Here is a 14,064-nt window from a genome sequence, read left to right as displayed (position 1 = left end):
CCGGCGGCAACCCGCCGGCACGCCTATACGCGTCAGGCGATGCTCAGGCTGAGCGCGCCGTCGCCTTCATCGATGTGCACCGTCGATCCGTCCTTCACGTCGCCGCGCAGGATCATGTCGGCGAGGGGATCCTGCAGATAACGCTGCACCGCGCGCTTGAGCGGACGTGCACCATAGACCGGATCATAGCCCACCCGTCCAAGCCAGGCGCGCGCCGCGTCGGTAAGGTCGAGCTTGACCTTGCGATCGGCAAGCAGCTTGCCGACGCGGCTGACCTGGATGTCGACGATCGGCGCCATATGCTCGGCGGCGAGCCGGTGGAACAGGATGATCTCGTCGAGCCGGTTGAGGAATTCAGGCCGGAAATGCGCGCGCACGATTTCCATCACCTGCGGCTCGACATCCTCGACCTTCTGCCCATCGGCGAGGTTGGTGAGGAACTGCGAACCGAGGTTCGACGTCAGGATTACGATCGTGTTGGAAAAATCGACCGTGCGGCCTTGGCCGTCGGTCAGCCGCCCATCGTCAAGCACCTGGAGCAGCACGTTGAACACATCGGCATGCGCCTTCTCGACTTCGTCGAACAGTACCACCTGATAGGGCCGCCGGCGAACCGCCTCGGTTAGTACGCCGCCCTCCTCGTAACCAACATAGCCCGGAGGCGCACCGAGCAGCCGCGCGACCGAATGCTTCTCCATGAACTCGCTCATATCGATGCGGACCATTGCATTGCCGTCGTCGAACAGGAATTCGGCAAGCGCCTTGGTCAGCTCGGTCTTGCCGACGCCCGTCGGTCCCAGGAACAGGAACGAGCCGAGCGGCCGATTCGGATCCTGTAGCCCGGCGCGCGAACGCCGCACCGCAGTCGCCACGGCCTTGACCGCCTCGGCCTGGCCGATCACGCGCTTGCCCAGCTGCTCTTCCATGTGGAGCAGCTTCTCGCGCTCGCCTTCCAGCATCCGCTCCATCGGGATACCCGTCCAGCGTGCGACGACCGCGGCGATGTCGTCGGCAGTGACTTCCTTGCGGACCATCGCGTCCTTGGTCGCGATTTCGGAGTCGGCGATCTGCCGGGTGAGCTGGGGAATCACGCCATAGGAAAGCTCGCCGGCGCGCGCGAGATTACCGCTGCGCTGCGCTTGGTCGAGTTCGATCTTGGCCGCTTCCAGCTGCTCTCGCAGCTTGGCCTCGGACAGGTTCTTGTCCTTCTCGGCGAGCCAGCGCTGCGTCAGTTCGCCCGATTGCTGCTCGAGATTGGCGAGTTCGGCTTCCAGATTGGCAAGCCGGTCCTGCGATGCCGCGTCGGTTTCTTTCTTGAGCGATTCGCGCTCGATCTTGAGCTGGATGATCCGCCGGTCGAGATTCTCGATCTCCTCGGGCTTGCTCTCCACTTCCATGCGGATGCGCGACGCAGCCTCGTCCATCAGGTCGATTGCCTTGTCGGGCAGGAAGCGGTCTGTGATGTAGCGATTGGAAAGCGTCGCGGCACTGACCAGTGCGCCGTCGGTGATCCGCACGCCATGGTGCAGCTCGTATTTCTCCTTCAGCCCGCGCAGGATCGAAATCGTATCCTCGACTGTGGGCTCGCCGACGAACACCGGCTGGAAGCGCCGCTGCAGCGCGGCGTCCTTCTCGACATATTTGCGATACTCGTCGAGCGTCGTGGCACCGATGCAATGCAGCTCGCCGCGGGCGAGCGCGGGCTTGAGCAGATTGCCTGCGTCCATCGCGCCTTCGCTTTTCCCGGCGCCGATCAACTGGTGCATCTCGTCGATGAACAGGATGATGTCGCCTTCGCCAGCCTTCACTTCGTCGAGCACGCCCTTCAGCCGCTCCTCGAACTCGCCGCGATACTTCGCGCCAGCGATCAGCGACCCCATGTCCAGCGACATCAAGGTTCGGTCCTTCAGCCCGTCGGGCACGTCGCCATTGACGATGCGCAGCGCCAGCCCCTCGGCGATCGCAGTCTTGCCGACGCCGGGCTCGCCGATCAGCACCGGATTGTTCTTGGTGCGGCGCGCAAGGATCTGGATCGTACGGCGGATCTCCTCGTCGCGGCCGATCACCGGATCGAGCTTGCCGTCGCGCGCGGCCTGGGTCAGGTCGCGCGCGAACTTCTTGAGCGCGTCATACCGGTCCTCGGCGCCCGCCGTGTCGGCGGTCTTGCCCTTGCGCAGCGCGTTGATCGCGCCGTTCAGCCCCTCGGGCGTAACCCCGGCGGCGGCTAGCGCCTTGCCCGCGGCGGTGGTCGTCGCCAGCGTCAGCGCGAGCAGCATCCGCTCGACCGTAACGAAGCTGTCGCTCGCCTTTTGCGCGACCTGCTCGGCAGAATCGAGCACCCGCACCAGATCATTGTCGAGGCCGGGCGTCTGCTGCGCCCCGCCGCCCGACACCGCGGGAATCTTGGCGAGCGCCGCATCGGTCACGGTCAGCGCCTGCTTGGCATCGCCGCCGGCCGCGGCAATCAGCCCACTCGCCATCCCCTGCTCGTCTTCGAGCAGTGCCTTGAGCAGATGCTCGGGCGCGATCCGCTGATGGCTCATGCGGATCGCTACGGTCTGCGCCGACTGGAGAAAGCCCTTGGCGCGATCGGTGAATTTCTCGAGGTTCATGCTGGCCCCTGTTGGTTACGCAGGCGATGTAGTGTTGCCAATGTGCAACACAAGGGCCATCCTATCCGTATCGATCTTCAGGTGCATCTCCTCGTAAGGCCGAGCTTCGATGCGCCGTTATGCGTATGCACCCAGATCTAACGGCCTATTTGGAGATCATGTCCTCTCCTTCATCGGAATCGCTGTACACCTCGCCGTTGAGCAAGAAGAAGGTTGCGCTATCGAGCGCCTCTTCGGCTTTTTTGTCGAGGCCGTGCATCCTGGCAAAGAGCTGAACCGCAATCGTGCCGATATGCTCGTAATGCTGTTCACCATCCTCCAGCAAATTCACTGTAAGATCGACGGCAGTCTTCAGGTGCTCCGCCGCTTCCTTGATATTCTTCGGAGCCTTGAAGTCGATAAACTTGGTCAGTGCCCGGGCGGCTGTGAGTTTCCAGCCCGTTCCTTCGTCATCGACGTCCTCATGCAGATCCTTGCGCTTGGAAAGCTCGGAGAGCTCTTTCTTGGCCTTTTTCTCTTCGCTGCCTCCCGAGCCGCCGGTAGTCATGCCCTCCGACCGCAAATAGGCCGAACCGGCACGCTTGTTCCATACGCGCAGGTACATTTCGAGGATGTAGCTCAGCATTTCGTTGAGATCTTCGCCATCGGCACCGTTCGCCGCCGCTTCGGCATAGTTGCCGATCAGCGGGAAAATGCCTCCCAAGTCGATCTTGTGATATTTATTGTCCTCGCCGAGATATTTGGCACTGGTCTGGGAATCGAGATGCAGCAGCATTTCCGGAAGAGTTTTGGCGATTTCGAGATGAGTCTTGTTGACGCAGTGCGTCTCCAGAGCCAGTTCGACCAGCGCTTCGGCAACGGTATGATCGCCTTGGCCGCCTGACGCCACGGTCGGCACGCGTTCCGCGAACTGCACCTTGTCGACAACGCGTGACGCCATCTGCTTGCGGGTCGTCACCTTTATGAGAATGCACTGGGCGACATCGCCCGCCGCGACGCGTTGCGCCGGCGCTGACGCCACGGTTGGCGGCCGGGCGGCACGGCTGGCCATCATATCCGCCTCCCGCTCCAATGCCGGGTCGTCGTTGATCGCCGTGCCGTTAGTGGTCAGCGTCGGCCGCACCCGGCCTTGTTTCTGCTGAACCACATGCCACGCTTCGTGGGGCAGATGCCGGTCCTGACCCGGCGCGAGGTGAATGTCGGTGCCCTGCGCAAAGGCATGCGCCTGCATTTGCGCGGGCTTTGCCGAATTGCGATGCACGCGCACGTCGTCGAGCGCGATACCTGATATTGCCTCCATCCCGGTCTTCAGATCGGCGGGAAGCCCGTTGCCGGAAACGCGTTTGGCCTGCGCCGTCGCGGGCGTCGGCCGTGTGTTCAGCCGCGCCGCCATTGCACGAAGCTGGGCCACTGCGTCGCGCGCGTCGAGCGCATTCGGCGACCGGCCGGGCAAGGCCTCCGCCTTGGTGGCGTTCGATTGTCTCGGCGGCCGGTGCGTGCGCTCCGCCATTGCCTGCTCCTCGTTACGGGGCCCCGCACATCATGCCCGCTTTCGGCGCCGGTGCGGGATCAACCGCATCCGTTTCGGCACGGTCAGCCGATCGGCTTTGCCGGCCGCGGCGCCTTGGGCGCTTCCTTGGCGAAACGCTCGCCGAACATGTTGCCTTCATACCAGCGTGGAGGCCCGTCGGCATCCGCTACTTCGCGCGCGATCCAATAGTTCAGCCGCGCGAACTTGGCGCCGGCCTCCCAGTTGAATGGCAAGTCGATCTGGTCCGAAGGCTGGTGATAATGGTTCGCCAGGAAATCGCGGAACGCCGTCTCGCCGCCATTCTTGAAGCCGGTCATCAGGAAGATCGACGGCACGCCCGCCTTGACGAAGTTGAAATGGTCCGAACGGACGAAGAACTGCTCCTCGGGCATCGGATCGGGCGAGACGGTGACACCCATCCGTGCCCCGGCACGGGCGACGATCTCGCCCATCGTCGAATGCTCGCCGCCGAATGCGATGACGTCCTGGAAGTCGTAGAGCAGGATCGGCATGTCGAGATTGACGTCGGCGACTACGCGGCCGGTGCCCGTCACCGGATGCTGGGCGAGGTAACTCGATCCGAGCAGCCCGTCCTCTTCGGCGGTCAGCGCGACGAACAGGATCGAACGCCTGGGGCGGTTCAGCGATTTCGCAAAGGCGCGCGCCGCCTCGATCATCGTCGCCACGCCTGCGGCATTGTCCATCGCGCCGTTGTGGATCTTGTCGCCGGGCAGATGCGGGTCGCGGCCGACATGGTCGAGATGCGCACTCAGCACCACATATTGGTCGGTCAGCTTGGGGTCCGAGCCCGGCAGGATTCCAATGACGTTGGGGCTGCGATAGGCGTGTACCTTGCTGGTCCGAGCCAGCGTGACGCGGTGCTTGAGCGCGAAGCCCTTCGGCGCGCCGGCAGCCGCGAAAACCTGCGCCGAACTCGTGCGCGCGCCTTCGAACAATGCCGCGGCTGCGGCGGCGTTGAGATATGCCCCGATCTGAACGCCGGGATCCTGCCCGTCGGGATACCCCTCCTTGCTGAGCCACTTGTGCGCGTCCTGCAGCAGCGTGTCGGACGCATAACGCCACCGCCGCGCGTCGTCGGGTGGAACGACGTACAATATGCCGATGGCACCATGTTTCGCCGCGACCGTCCCCCGGCTCCGGTTAAGCGTTGCGGCCGCTTCTCCAGAGAGCCCCTTAGGCAGACCAACAAGCATCACCGCAAACTTGCCGCGCACATCGAGCCCGGCATAGTCGTCAAGCCCAAGCTCGGGCGCCTCGAGGCCGTAGCTGACGAACACCGCCTCGCCAGTCATCGTCTGCGTGGTGCTGCCGAAGCGCGGCGACGGGGCGATCAACACGTCGCCGCCATTGGTGAATTTGCGCGCGTCGATGCGAAGCGAAGCGGGGCGGCGGTCGTCCAGGCCATATTCGGCCAGCGATACTTGCTGATACCAGCCGCCCTCGTCGCCGCCGGGCTTGAGCCCCAGTGCTGCGAATTGCTCGGCGACATAGCGCGCCGCGGTCTCGTGGCCCGGCGTGCCGGCATCGCGGCCTTCGAGCTTGTCGTCGGCGAGGAAGGTCACATGCTTGCGGATCTCGGCGGCGCTGAACGCGGGCGCGTCGGGTGCAGTCTGCGCGGCGGCGGGCGCAAGAACGAGCAACAGCCCGGCGAGGAGCATCGGAACGCGCATGTGCGGGAGGTCTTTCGAGGAGCGTCGTCGACGCAGGCTAATCCAAAAGCGCACCGCTGAAAACGCCCACGGATTCGGTTGCAGCGGATACTTCCGTCGCTATGGTCGCGCCAGCATCGATCCTCTCCGGGGAAAATCACAACATGAAGTCGTTTCTGATGTCCTGCAGCGCAGCCACTATCGCACTCGCCGCTTCCATGCCCGCCGCCGCGCAGCAGGCCGCCAAGCCCGTGCCGGTCGCCGAATTGGTGAAGCGCGTCGATATTCCGTACGAGGAATTCACGCTCAAGAACGGCCTGCGCGTCATCGTCCATACCGATCGCAAGGCGCCGATCGTCGCGGTCTCGACCTGGTACGATGTCGGATCGAAGCACGAGCCCAAGGGCAAGACCGGCTTCGCGCATCTGTTCGAGCATCTGATGTTCAACGGATCGGAAAACGCCCCGGGCGATTTCTTCGAACCGCTCAAGCAGGTCGGCGCCACCGACTTCAACGGCACCACGAGCTTCGATCGCACCAATTATTTCGAGACCGTGCCGCGCCCGGCGCTCGATCGCGCACTGTTCCTCGAAAGCGACCGCATGGGCTATCTGCTCGGCGCGATCGACCAGGCGGTGCTCGACGAGCAGCGCGGCGTTGTCCAGAACGAGAAGCGCCAGGGCGACAACCAGCCTTATGGGCTGGTCTATTACAAGCTGCTCGAAGAGCTGCTCGCCGGAACCGCCTATGGTCATAACGTGATCGGTTCGATGGCCGACCTCGACGCTGCCAGCCTTGATGACGTAAAGAACTGGTTCCGCTCGCATTACGGCCCGAACAACGCGATCCTCGTCCTCGCCGGCGATGTCGACGCCAAGGAAGCGCGTCCGCTGGTTGAGAAGTATTTCGGCGCGATCGCCGCGGGTCCCAAGAGCGTGCTGCCGACGGTGACGGTGCCGACGCTGCCCCAGTCCAAGACCGTGGTGATGAAGGACCGCGTCGCCGCGACGATGATCATGCGCACCTGGGCGGTGCCCGGCCTCAACGATCCCGAATCGGTGGCGCTCGACGTGTTCGGCGACGTGCTCGGCGGCCTCGCCAGCTCGCGGCTCGACAATGCGCTGGTTCGTAAGGACAAGAGCGCGGTGCAGGTTTCGGCCGGCATCCAGTCGATGTCGCAGCTCGGCATCTTCCAGGTCCAGGCGATCGTGAAGCCCGGCGTCGATGCCAATCTGGTGGCGAAGCGCCTCGACGAGATCGTCGCCGACCTGATCAACAACGGCCCGACTGCGGACGAAGTCCAGCGCGTCGCCACCACGGCCGTGTCGGGCCGCATCTCGGGGCTCGAGTCCGTTGGCGGCTTCGGCGGCAAGGCCGTCGCGCTTGCCTCGGGCGCGCTCTATTCGAACGATCCCGGCTTCTACAAGAAGCAGCTCGAAGAGACCGCGAAGGTCACCCCGGCGCAGGTCCAGGCCGCCGGCAAGAAGTGGCTGACCCGTCCCTCGCTGACGATCATGGTCGAGCCGGGCCAGCGCGAAGCGTATCAGGAAGCGGCAACGGTTCCTGCCGCGACCAAGCCCGCCGAGGGCGCGGCCAAGGCCGAGCCGTCCAAGGGCACCCGCGGCGCACTCCCCGACGTCTCTCAGATCGGCGATCTCGATTTCCCGAACATCGAGCGCAGCAAGCTCTCGAACGGTGTCGAGATCGTCTATGCCAACCGCACCGCAGTTCCGGTCACGCAGGTAGTGATGAGCTTCGATGCGGGCGTCGTTGCCGATCCGGCGAACAAGCTGGGCACCCAGAACCTCGTCCTCTCGCTGCTCGATGAAGGCACCACGACCAAGGACTCGATCGCGATCGCCGAGGCGCGCGAGCGGCTGGGCGCTAGCATCAGCACGGGCAGCTCATCGGATCGTACCTATCTCGGCGTCACCGCGCCGAGCCCCAACCTCGGCGGTGCGCTCGATCTGTTCGCCGATGTTGTCCGCAACCCGGCCTTCGCACCCGACGAGATCGAGCGGCTGCGCTCGACTCAGCTCACCGGCATCGCCGCCGAGCTGACCAGCCCGCAGGGCCTCGCCAATCGCGCGCTGCCGCCGCTGATCTATGGCGCCGGCAACCCGTATGCCAAACTTGCCGCGGGCGGCGGCGATCCGGCTGCGGTAAAGTCGCTGACCCGCGAAGATCTGCTCGCTTTCTACCACGCGTGGATCCGTCCGGATAAGGCCAAGATCTTCGTGGTCAGCGATCGTCCGCTCGCCGAGGTCAAGGCCGCGCTCGAGGCGCGCTTCGCCAATTGGAAGGGCGTCGGCGCCGCAGGCACGAAGGCGTTTACCGTCGCGCCCGAACAGGTCGCGCCGAAGATCGTGCTGATCGACCGGCCCGACTCGCCCCAGTCGCTGATCCTCGCCGCGCAGATGACTTCGCTCGATCCGTCGAGTGAGTTGCTCACCACGGTGACCGCCAACCAGGTCCTCGGCGCGGGCTTCCTGTCGCGGATCAATATGGAGCTGCGGGAGAACAAGCATTGGTCGTACGGCGTGCGCGGCGGCTATGACTGGCTCGAAAAGGCGGTGCCATATGTGATCAGCGCTCCAGTCCAGGCCGATCGCACCGGCGATTCGATCAAGGCGCTCCAGCAGCAGGTCGGCGACTTCCTCACCACCAAGGGCGTCACCGACGCCGAATTGACCCGCGAGATCAACGGCACCACCCGCGAACTTGCCGGCCGATTCGAGACTTCGGGCGCAGTGCTCTCGGCGATGCAGCAGAACGATCTGCGCAAGCGTCCTGACAATTTCTACGACACCGTCACGCAAAAATATCGGACGATGACCGTCGCCCAGCTTGACGCTGCGGCACGCGTGGCTTTGGACCCGAAGAAGTTCGTGTGGGTGGTCGTGGGCGACGCCAAGACCGTCAAGCCACAGCTTGACAGCCTCGGCCTGCCTGTCGAGGTGGTCCCGGCAGCGGCGATAGCGGGTTCGCCCGCGCTCGCCGCATCGAAATAATCACGTCAGGAGAGAAGCAAATGGCGAATGTCGATGGCAGCTGGAACACGGTGACCAAGTCCCCGATGGGCGATCAGCAGGCAGTGCTGACCGTGCAGAGCGCGGGCGACAGCTTTACCGGCAATTTCTCGGGCGGGCTCGGCACCACCGACATCACCGACGGCAAGGTCGATGGCGACACGCTGAACTTCTCGCTCAACATCACCGTGCCGATGCCGATGACGCTGACCGTCGAGGCGACCGTGGACGGCGACAACCTCAATGGCACCGTCACCGCAGGCGCTTTCGGCAGCTTCCCGATCACGGGCACGCGCGGCTGAGATTTTGCTTCGGGTGAGAAAATGGGCTCGCTTCCCAAAGGAGCGGGCCTTTTTCTATTCTTCCCTCGCGAAGCGGGAGAGGGGGGATAGCAAAGCTGGTGGAGGGGGCCTCACCGCGAGCGACGTCCTTGGGGAGATGCTCCCTCCGTTGCCTCGGCGCCACCTCCCCCGCTTCGCGAGGGAGGAATTGGATCAGCGCTTAACCCGCGTCAAATGCCCCATCTTGCGTCCCGGGCGGGCAGCGCCCTTGCCGTAGAGGTGTAGATGTGTCCCTGGCTCGGCGAGTAATTCCGCCCAATTATCGGCGTCGCTGCCGATCAGATTGATCATTTCGACATGGCTACCGGTGAGCGCCGTGCTGCCCAGCGGCAGTCCGCAGATCGCGCGGATATGGTTCTCGAACTGCGAGGTCTCGGCGCCCTCAATCGTCCAATGCCCCGAATTATGCACCCGCGGCGCCATTTCGTTGAACACCGGGCCGTCCTCGGTCGCGAAGAATTCGAGCGTCAGCACCCCGACATGGCCCAGCGCCTCGGCGACCCGGCCGGCGAGCGTCGCCGCTTCGGCCCAATGCCGCGCGATCTCGGCCGGGGCGGGGAGCGTGGAGCGTGCGAGGATACCGTCCTTGTGCTCGTTCCACGGAGGCGGATAGCTGGTCAGCGCGCCGTCAACGCCGCGCACGGTGATGATCGAGAATTCGTGGCTGAAGGTCACGAAGCCTTCGAGGATCGCCGGCCGCTCGCCGATATCGGCCCATGCCGCCTCGGCTTCGGCGGCGTCGTGGATGCGGACCTGGCCCTTGCCGTCATAGCCCAGCCGCAGCGTCTTGAGGATCGCCGGCGCGCCGATCGTGTCGATCGCAGCCTTGAGTTCCTCGATCGTCGACACCGGCGCCCACGGCGCGGTCCGCCCGCCCAGCGCACCGACGAACGCCTTTTCGCGCGCACGGTCCTGTGCGATCGACAGGCTCTGCGGGCCGGGCCGCACCGGCACCTTGCCCGAGAGATATTCGACCGGGCCGATTGCGATATTCTCGAATTCGTAAGTCACCACGTCCGTCTGTCCGGCGACTTCGTCGAGGACGATGCGGCTGTGATAGTCGGCGCGAGTATAGCTCGACGCAGTCTGCGCGGCGACGCTTTCGGCATCGGGGGCGAGGACGTGGGTGCGGTAACCGAGCTGCGCTGCGGCGACTGCGAGCATCCGCCCGAGCTGGCCGCCGCCGAGGATGCCGATCACCGATCCGGGGGGCAAAGCGGTCATTCTGGGTCAGTCGCCACGCCGTCGGTCTGCGCCGCGCGCCACGCCTTGAGCCGCTCGGCGAGCGCCTCGTCCGAGGTCGCGAGGATTGCCGCGGCGAGCAGGCCGGCATTGATCGCGCCGGGCTTGCCGATCGCCAGCGTCCCGACCGGGATTCCGCCGGGCATCTGGACGATCGAATAGAGGCTGTCGATGCCCTTGAGCGCCTTGGATTCGACCGGCACGCCGAGCACCGGCAAATGCGTCATCGCCGCTGCCATGCCGGGAAGGTGCGCCGCGCCGCCCGCGCCGGCGATGAGGGTCTTGAGCCCGCGGTCGGCGGCGCCGGTGGCATAGTCGTAGAGCCGCTGCGGGGTGCGATGCGCCGAGACGACCTTAGTCTCGTGCGGCACGCCGAGTTCGTCGAGCACGCGCGCAGCATGGCGCATCGTCTCCCAATCGGAAGTGCTGCCCATGATGATGCCGACCAGAGGTGCCACGTCCTGCCCCGTCACGTGTGGAAGCGGGGTTCCTAGAGGGGAGGGGCGGGCAGGGCAACACACTTAAGCCCTCCCCTGAAGGGGAGGGCTTGGAAGCTCAGCGCTCGCTCAGGTAATACCGGTCCGTCGCCACCAGGTTGTCGTCGAGCTCATAGACGATCGGCTGGCCGGTCGGGATCTCCAGGCTGACGATCTCGTTGTCGGGGATCCCCGACAGATGCTTGACCAGCGCGCGCAGCGAATTGCCGTGCGCCGAGACGAGCACGCGCTTGCCGGCCTTGAGATCGGGCGCGATCTTCTTTTCCCAATAGGGCTGGACGCGCGCGATCGTGTCCTTGAGGCTTTCGGTCTGCGGGATCTTGATCCCGGCATAGCGGCGGTCCTTCGACAGGTCGAACTCGCTGTCCGCTTCGCCCAGCGGCGGCGAGATGTCGAAGGCGCGGCGCCAGATCTGGACCTGCTCGTCGCCGTGGATCTTGGCGGTCTCGGCCTTGTTGAGCCCGGTCAGTCCGCCATAATGGCGCTCGTTCAAGGCCCAGTCCTTCTCGACCGGGAGCCACAGCCGGCCCATTTCCTCGAGCGCGAGGTTGAGCGTCTTGATCGCGCGGGTCTGCAGGCTGGTATAGCATTGGTCAAAATCATGGCCCTTCTCGGCGAGCAGCCTGCCTGCGGCCTTGGCTTCCTCGATGCCCTGATCGGTCAGGTTGACGTCCCACCAGCCGGTGAAACGGTTCTCCAAATTCCAGGCGGACTGGCCGTGGCGGATGAGGACGAGCGTGGGCATGGGGCCTCCTTCGACTTGAACGTTCGCCGCGGCTGATAGAGAGATGCCGCAGCTTCGCAAAGGGAGATGCGCCATGGCGATCGTTCGGCAGGCTCTGGTCTATGACGGCCCCGGCGGTCCGTTCGAAGGCGTTGCGGCGTGGGACGACGCGATCCAGGGCAAGCGCCCGTGCGTGCTTGTGCTGCCCAATGTGCTTGGCCAGAAGGAAGCCGACAATCTGAAGGCCGAGGCGCTCGCCGAGCTCGGCTATGTCGCGCTTGCCGCCGATGTATTCGGGCAGGGCAGGCGAACGACGCTGCACGAGGACAATCGCAGCCGCTACATGGACGCACTCAACGCCGATCGCGCCTTGCTCCGCGATCGGCTCGCGGCATCGCTCGCCGCGCTGACCAACCTGCCGCAGGCCGATCCCGCCAGCGCCGCCGCCATCGGCTTCTGCTTCGGCGGCAAATGCGTGCTCGACATGGCCCGCGCCGGGCTCGGCATCCTAGGCGGCGTCAGCTTCCACGGCGTCTATGACCGGCCCGACTATCCGAGCGTAACGCCGATCGCGGCGAAATTGCTGGTCTGCCACGGCTGGGACGATCCGCTCTCGCCGCCCGACGCCACCGTCGCGCTGGCGAACGAACTGACGGCAGGCGGTGCCGACTGGCAGCTCCTCGCTTTTGGCCATGCCGGTCACGCCTTCACCGACACCGGCAGGGCCGGACCCGGCGACATCGCCTATGAACCCCGCGCCGATCGGCGCAGTCGGCGGGCAATGACCGACTTCCTCGAACGGCTGTTCGCCTGAATCCGTTTCTGGTGCGTTAGCGCACCGTAATGACTTTCTTCGAAAGCCTCGTCGCGCTTCTGCTGCTTGCGGTAATATTGCTGCAAGTCGCACGGCGAACTTCGATTCCCTATCCGGCGATGCTCGCCGCCGCGGGAGTGATCGTCGCGCTGGTGCCCGGAACGCCGGCGATCGGGCTCGACGGCCGCACCGCGCTCGCCTTGTTCATCGCCCCCGTGCTGCTCGATGCGGCATTCGATTTCCCGCTCGCCGCGGTGCGCAAATTGTGGCGGCCGCTGGTCGCGCTTGCGGTCGTCGCGGTGCTGCTGACCACCGCCGTCGTGGCGTGGATCGGCTGGGCGTTTGCCGGGCTGCCGATCGCCGCCGCGATCACCCTCGGCGCGATCGTCGCACCGCCCGATGCCGCTGCGGCGACCACGGTGCTGCGCTCGGCATCGCTGCCGCGCCGGACGGTCCAGGAACTCACCGGCGAAAGCCTGCTCAACGACGCCACCGCGCTGCTGCTGTTCGCCGCCGCAGTGGAGATCCAGAGCCATGGCGGGATCGACGGCGTCGTCGGGCTCGGGCTCGGCCTGGCCGTGCCCGGCGGCATCGCGCTCGGGCTTGCGCTTGGCTGGGCATTCCGTTTCATCCTCCCGTACACGCGCAACTCGTTCGGCGGCAATCTGCTCGAATTCGTCAACACTTTCCTCGCTTGGCTGCTCGCCGAGCGGCTGGGGCTCTCGGCAGTGCTCTGCGTCGTCGCGATGGCGATGTTCATCGCCAACAGCCCGCGCACGAAGATCGACGCGCGCAACCGGATCCAGTCGTTCGCGGTGTGGGGCGTCGCCGTGTTCGTGCTCAACGTCCTCGCCTTCCTGCTGATGGGCATGCAGGTGCGCGCGATCGTCGGCGCGATGAGCCCCGATCGGCTGCGGGAGGCGGCGGGCGTCGCCGCGATGGTCGTCGCAGGCGTGATCGTCACGCGGCTCGCCTGGGTGCTGGTCTATAACCGGCTGGCGGCGCGATTCCCCTGGCTGCGCGGCGATGCCGAGCCGGCGAGCTTCGCGCAGGGCGTGGTGGTCGGCTGGTGCGGCATGCGCGGTCTGGTCACGCTCGCCGCGTCGTTCGCGCTCCCATCCGATTTCCCCCAGCGCGACCTGATCGTGCTGTCCGCCTTCGCGGTGGTGCTGGCGACCGTGGTGGTACAGGGGCTCACGCTCACGCCGCTGATCCGCCTGCTCGGGCTGGGCGAGGACGACGGCCGGGACGAGCGCCGCCAGGCACAGCGCGCGCTGGCAGATGCGGCGCTATCCTCAGTTTCCGGGACGCCTGGAGCCGCCGCCGACGCAGTGCGCCTCCAGTTCGAGGGCGACCGCGCCGCGATCGATAGCGGCGAGGCCTATGCCGATTTCAAGGCGCGGCGGGAGCTGAAACTCTCGGCAATCGCGGCGCAGCGCGATCGGCTGCATGCGCTGCGCGACTCCGACGCGATCGGCGCCGAAGAATTCGAGCGGCTGCAGGAAGAGCTCGATTGGCGCGAGCTGGCCATTGGGCCCGCCGAGCAGCGGACGATGGAGGAGGGTTGAGACTGGAGCCTTAATAACCCGTCTCCCATCAAGGGG

The 14,064-nt window shown here is 65.6% G+C and carries 10 protein-coding genes; 4 read left to right on the top strand and 6 right to left on the bottom strand.

The annotated features are described in order from the left end of the window. Window positions 1-32: 32 nt before the first annotated feature. The 3 genes from clpB to BXU08_RS10545 all read right to left on the bottom strand — a co-directional run bounded on the left by clpB (window position 33) and on the right by BXU08_RS10545 (window position 5,834). Window positions 33-2,612, bottom strand: coding sequence for an ATP-dependent chaperone ClpB (clpB, locus tag BXU08_RS10555; protein ID WP_077510021.1), 2,580 nt, complete (start codon window positions 2,610-2,612; stop codon window positions 33-35). Window positions 2,613-2,757: 145 nt separating this feature from the next. After that, window positions 2,758-4,122 (bottom strand): DUF4157 domain-containing protein, encoded by a 1,365-nt coding sequence (locus BXU08_RS10550; RefSeq protein WP_077510020.1) that lies wholly within the window; start codon window positions 4,120-4,122, stop codon window positions 2,758-2,760. Between the two features lie 83 nt (window positions 4,123-4,205). Then, complete coding sequence (locus tag BXU08_RS10545) at window positions 4,206-5,834, bottom strand: M20/M25/M40 family metallo-hydrolase (protein WP_077510019.1); 1,629 nt, start codon at window positions 5,832-5,834, stop codon at window positions 4,206-4,208. A gap of 143 nt (window positions 5,835-5,977) precedes the next feature. Here BXU08_RS10545 and BXU08_RS10540 point away from each other — a divergent pair, with 143 nt between their 5' ends. Both BXU08_RS10540 and BXU08_RS10535 read left to right on the top strand, forming a co-directional pair. After that, on the top strand, window positions 5,978-8,824 hold the full coding sequence (locus tag BXU08_RS10540; protein ID WP_077512271.1) for a pitrilysin family protein: 2,847 nt from the start codon (window positions 5,978-5,980) through the stop codon (window positions 8,822-8,824). 20 nt (window positions 8,825-8,844) lie between these two features. Beyond that, entirely contained in the window at window positions 8,845-9,144 is a 300-nt protein-coding gene (locus BXU08_RS10535) for a hypothetical protein (protein ID WP_077510018.1), read from the top strand. A gap of 192 nt (window positions 9,145-9,336) precedes the next feature. On the opposite strand, the gene BXU08_RS10530 is transcribed toward BXU08_RS10535, so the two are convergent. The 3 genes from BXU08_RS10530 to gpmA all read right to left on the bottom strand — a co-directional run bounded on the left by BXU08_RS10530 (window position 9,337) and on the right by gpmA (window position 11,667). Further along, window positions 9,337-10,407 carry a 5-(carboxyamino)imidazole ribonucleotide synthase gene (locus tag BXU08_RS10530; RefSeq protein ID WP_077510017.1) on the bottom strand — a complete coding sequence of 357 codons (1,071 nt, stop codon included), beginning with the start codon at window positions 10,405-10,407 and terminating at the stop codon, window positions 9,337-9,339. After that, window positions 10,404-10,859, bottom strand: coding sequence for a 5-(carboxyamino)imidazole ribonucleotide mutase (gene purE, locus BXU08_RS10525; RefSeq protein ID WP_077512268.1), 456 nt, complete (start codon window positions 10,857-10,859; stop codon window positions 10,404-10,406). The genes BXU08_RS10530 and purE overlap by 4 nt, the downstream gene beginning before the upstream one ends. A 121-nt stretch (window positions 10,860-10,980) precedes the next feature. Further along, the gene (gene gpmA / locus BXU08_RS10520) at window positions 10,981-11,667 is read right to left on the bottom strand and encodes a 2,3-diphosphoglycerate-dependent phosphoglycerate mutase (RefSeq protein WP_077510016.1); all 687 of its coding nucleotides are present in this window, start codon (window positions 11,665-11,667) and stop codon (window positions 10,981-10,983) included. A 73-nt stretch (window positions 11,668-11,740) separates the two neighbouring features. On the opposite strand from gpmA, the gene BXU08_RS10515 reads away from it, so the two are divergent. Together BXU08_RS10515 and BXU08_RS10510 are read left to right on the top strand one after the other, a co-directional pair. Further along, window positions 11,741-12,460, top strand: coding sequence for a dienelactone hydrolase family protein (locus tag BXU08_RS10515; RefSeq protein WP_077510015.1), 720 nt, complete (start codon window positions 11,741-11,743; stop codon window positions 12,458-12,460). Window positions 12,461-12,489: 29 nt separating this feature from the next. After that, window positions 12,490-14,028, top strand: a complete 1,539-nt coding sequence (locus BXU08_RS10510; protein WP_077510014.1) for a sodium:proton antiporter — start codon at window positions 12,490-12,492, stop codon at window positions 14,026-14,028. Window positions 14,029-14,064 lie beyond the last annotated feature (36 nt).

Origin of the sequence: Sphingomonas sp. LM7, assembly GCF_002002925.1 — a bacterium.
In the GTDB taxonomy this organism is placed as follows: domain Bacteria; phylum Pseudomonadota; class Alphaproteobacteria; order Sphingomonadales; family Sphingomonadaceae; genus Sphingomonas.
Note: the sequence above shows the minus strand (reverse complement) of the source record. Positions and strands in the feature narration are given on the sequence as shown.

Excerpts from the sequence above, each read along its gene's own strand:
- clpB (WP_077510021.1), bottom strand. The coding sequence starts at position 2,612 with ATGAACCTCGAGAAATTCACCGATCGCGCCAAGGGCTTTCTCCAGTCG.
- BXU08_RS10550 (WP_077510020.1), bottom strand. The coding sequence starts at position 4,122 with ATGGCGGAGCGCACGCACCGGCCGCCGAGACAATCGAACGCCACCAAG.
- BXU08_RS10545 (WP_077510019.1), bottom strand. The coding sequence starts at position 5,834 with ATGCGCGTTCCGATGCTCCTCGCCGGGCTGTTGCTCGTTCTTGCGCCC.
- BXU08_RS10540 (WP_077512271.1), top strand. The coding sequence starts at position 5,978 with ATGAAGTCGTTTCTGATGTCCTGCAGCGCAGCCACTATCGCACTCGCC.
- BXU08_RS10535 (WP_077510018.1), top strand. The coding sequence starts at position 8,845 with ATGGCGAATGTCGATGGCAGCTGGAACACGGTGACCAAGTCCCCGATG.
- BXU08_RS10530 (WP_077510017.1), bottom strand. The coding sequence starts at position 10,407 with ATGACCGCTTTGCCCCCCGGATCGGTGATCGGCATCCTCGGCGGCGGC.
- purE (WP_077512268.1), bottom strand. The coding sequence starts at position 10,859 with ATGGGCAGCACTTCCGATTGGGAGACGATGCGCCATGCTGCGCGCGTG.
- gpmA (WP_077510016.1), bottom strand. The coding sequence starts at position 11,667 with ATGCCCACGCTCGTCCTCATCCGCCACGGCCAGTCCGCCTGGAATTTG.
- BXU08_RS10515 (WP_077510015.1), top strand. The coding sequence starts at position 11,741 with ATGGCGATCGTTCGGCAGGCTCTGGTCTATGACGGCCCCGGCGGTCCG.
- BXU08_RS10510 (WP_077510014.1), top strand. The coding sequence starts at position 12,490 with ATGACTTTCTTCGAAAGCCTCGTCGCGCTTCTGCTGCTTGCGGTAATA.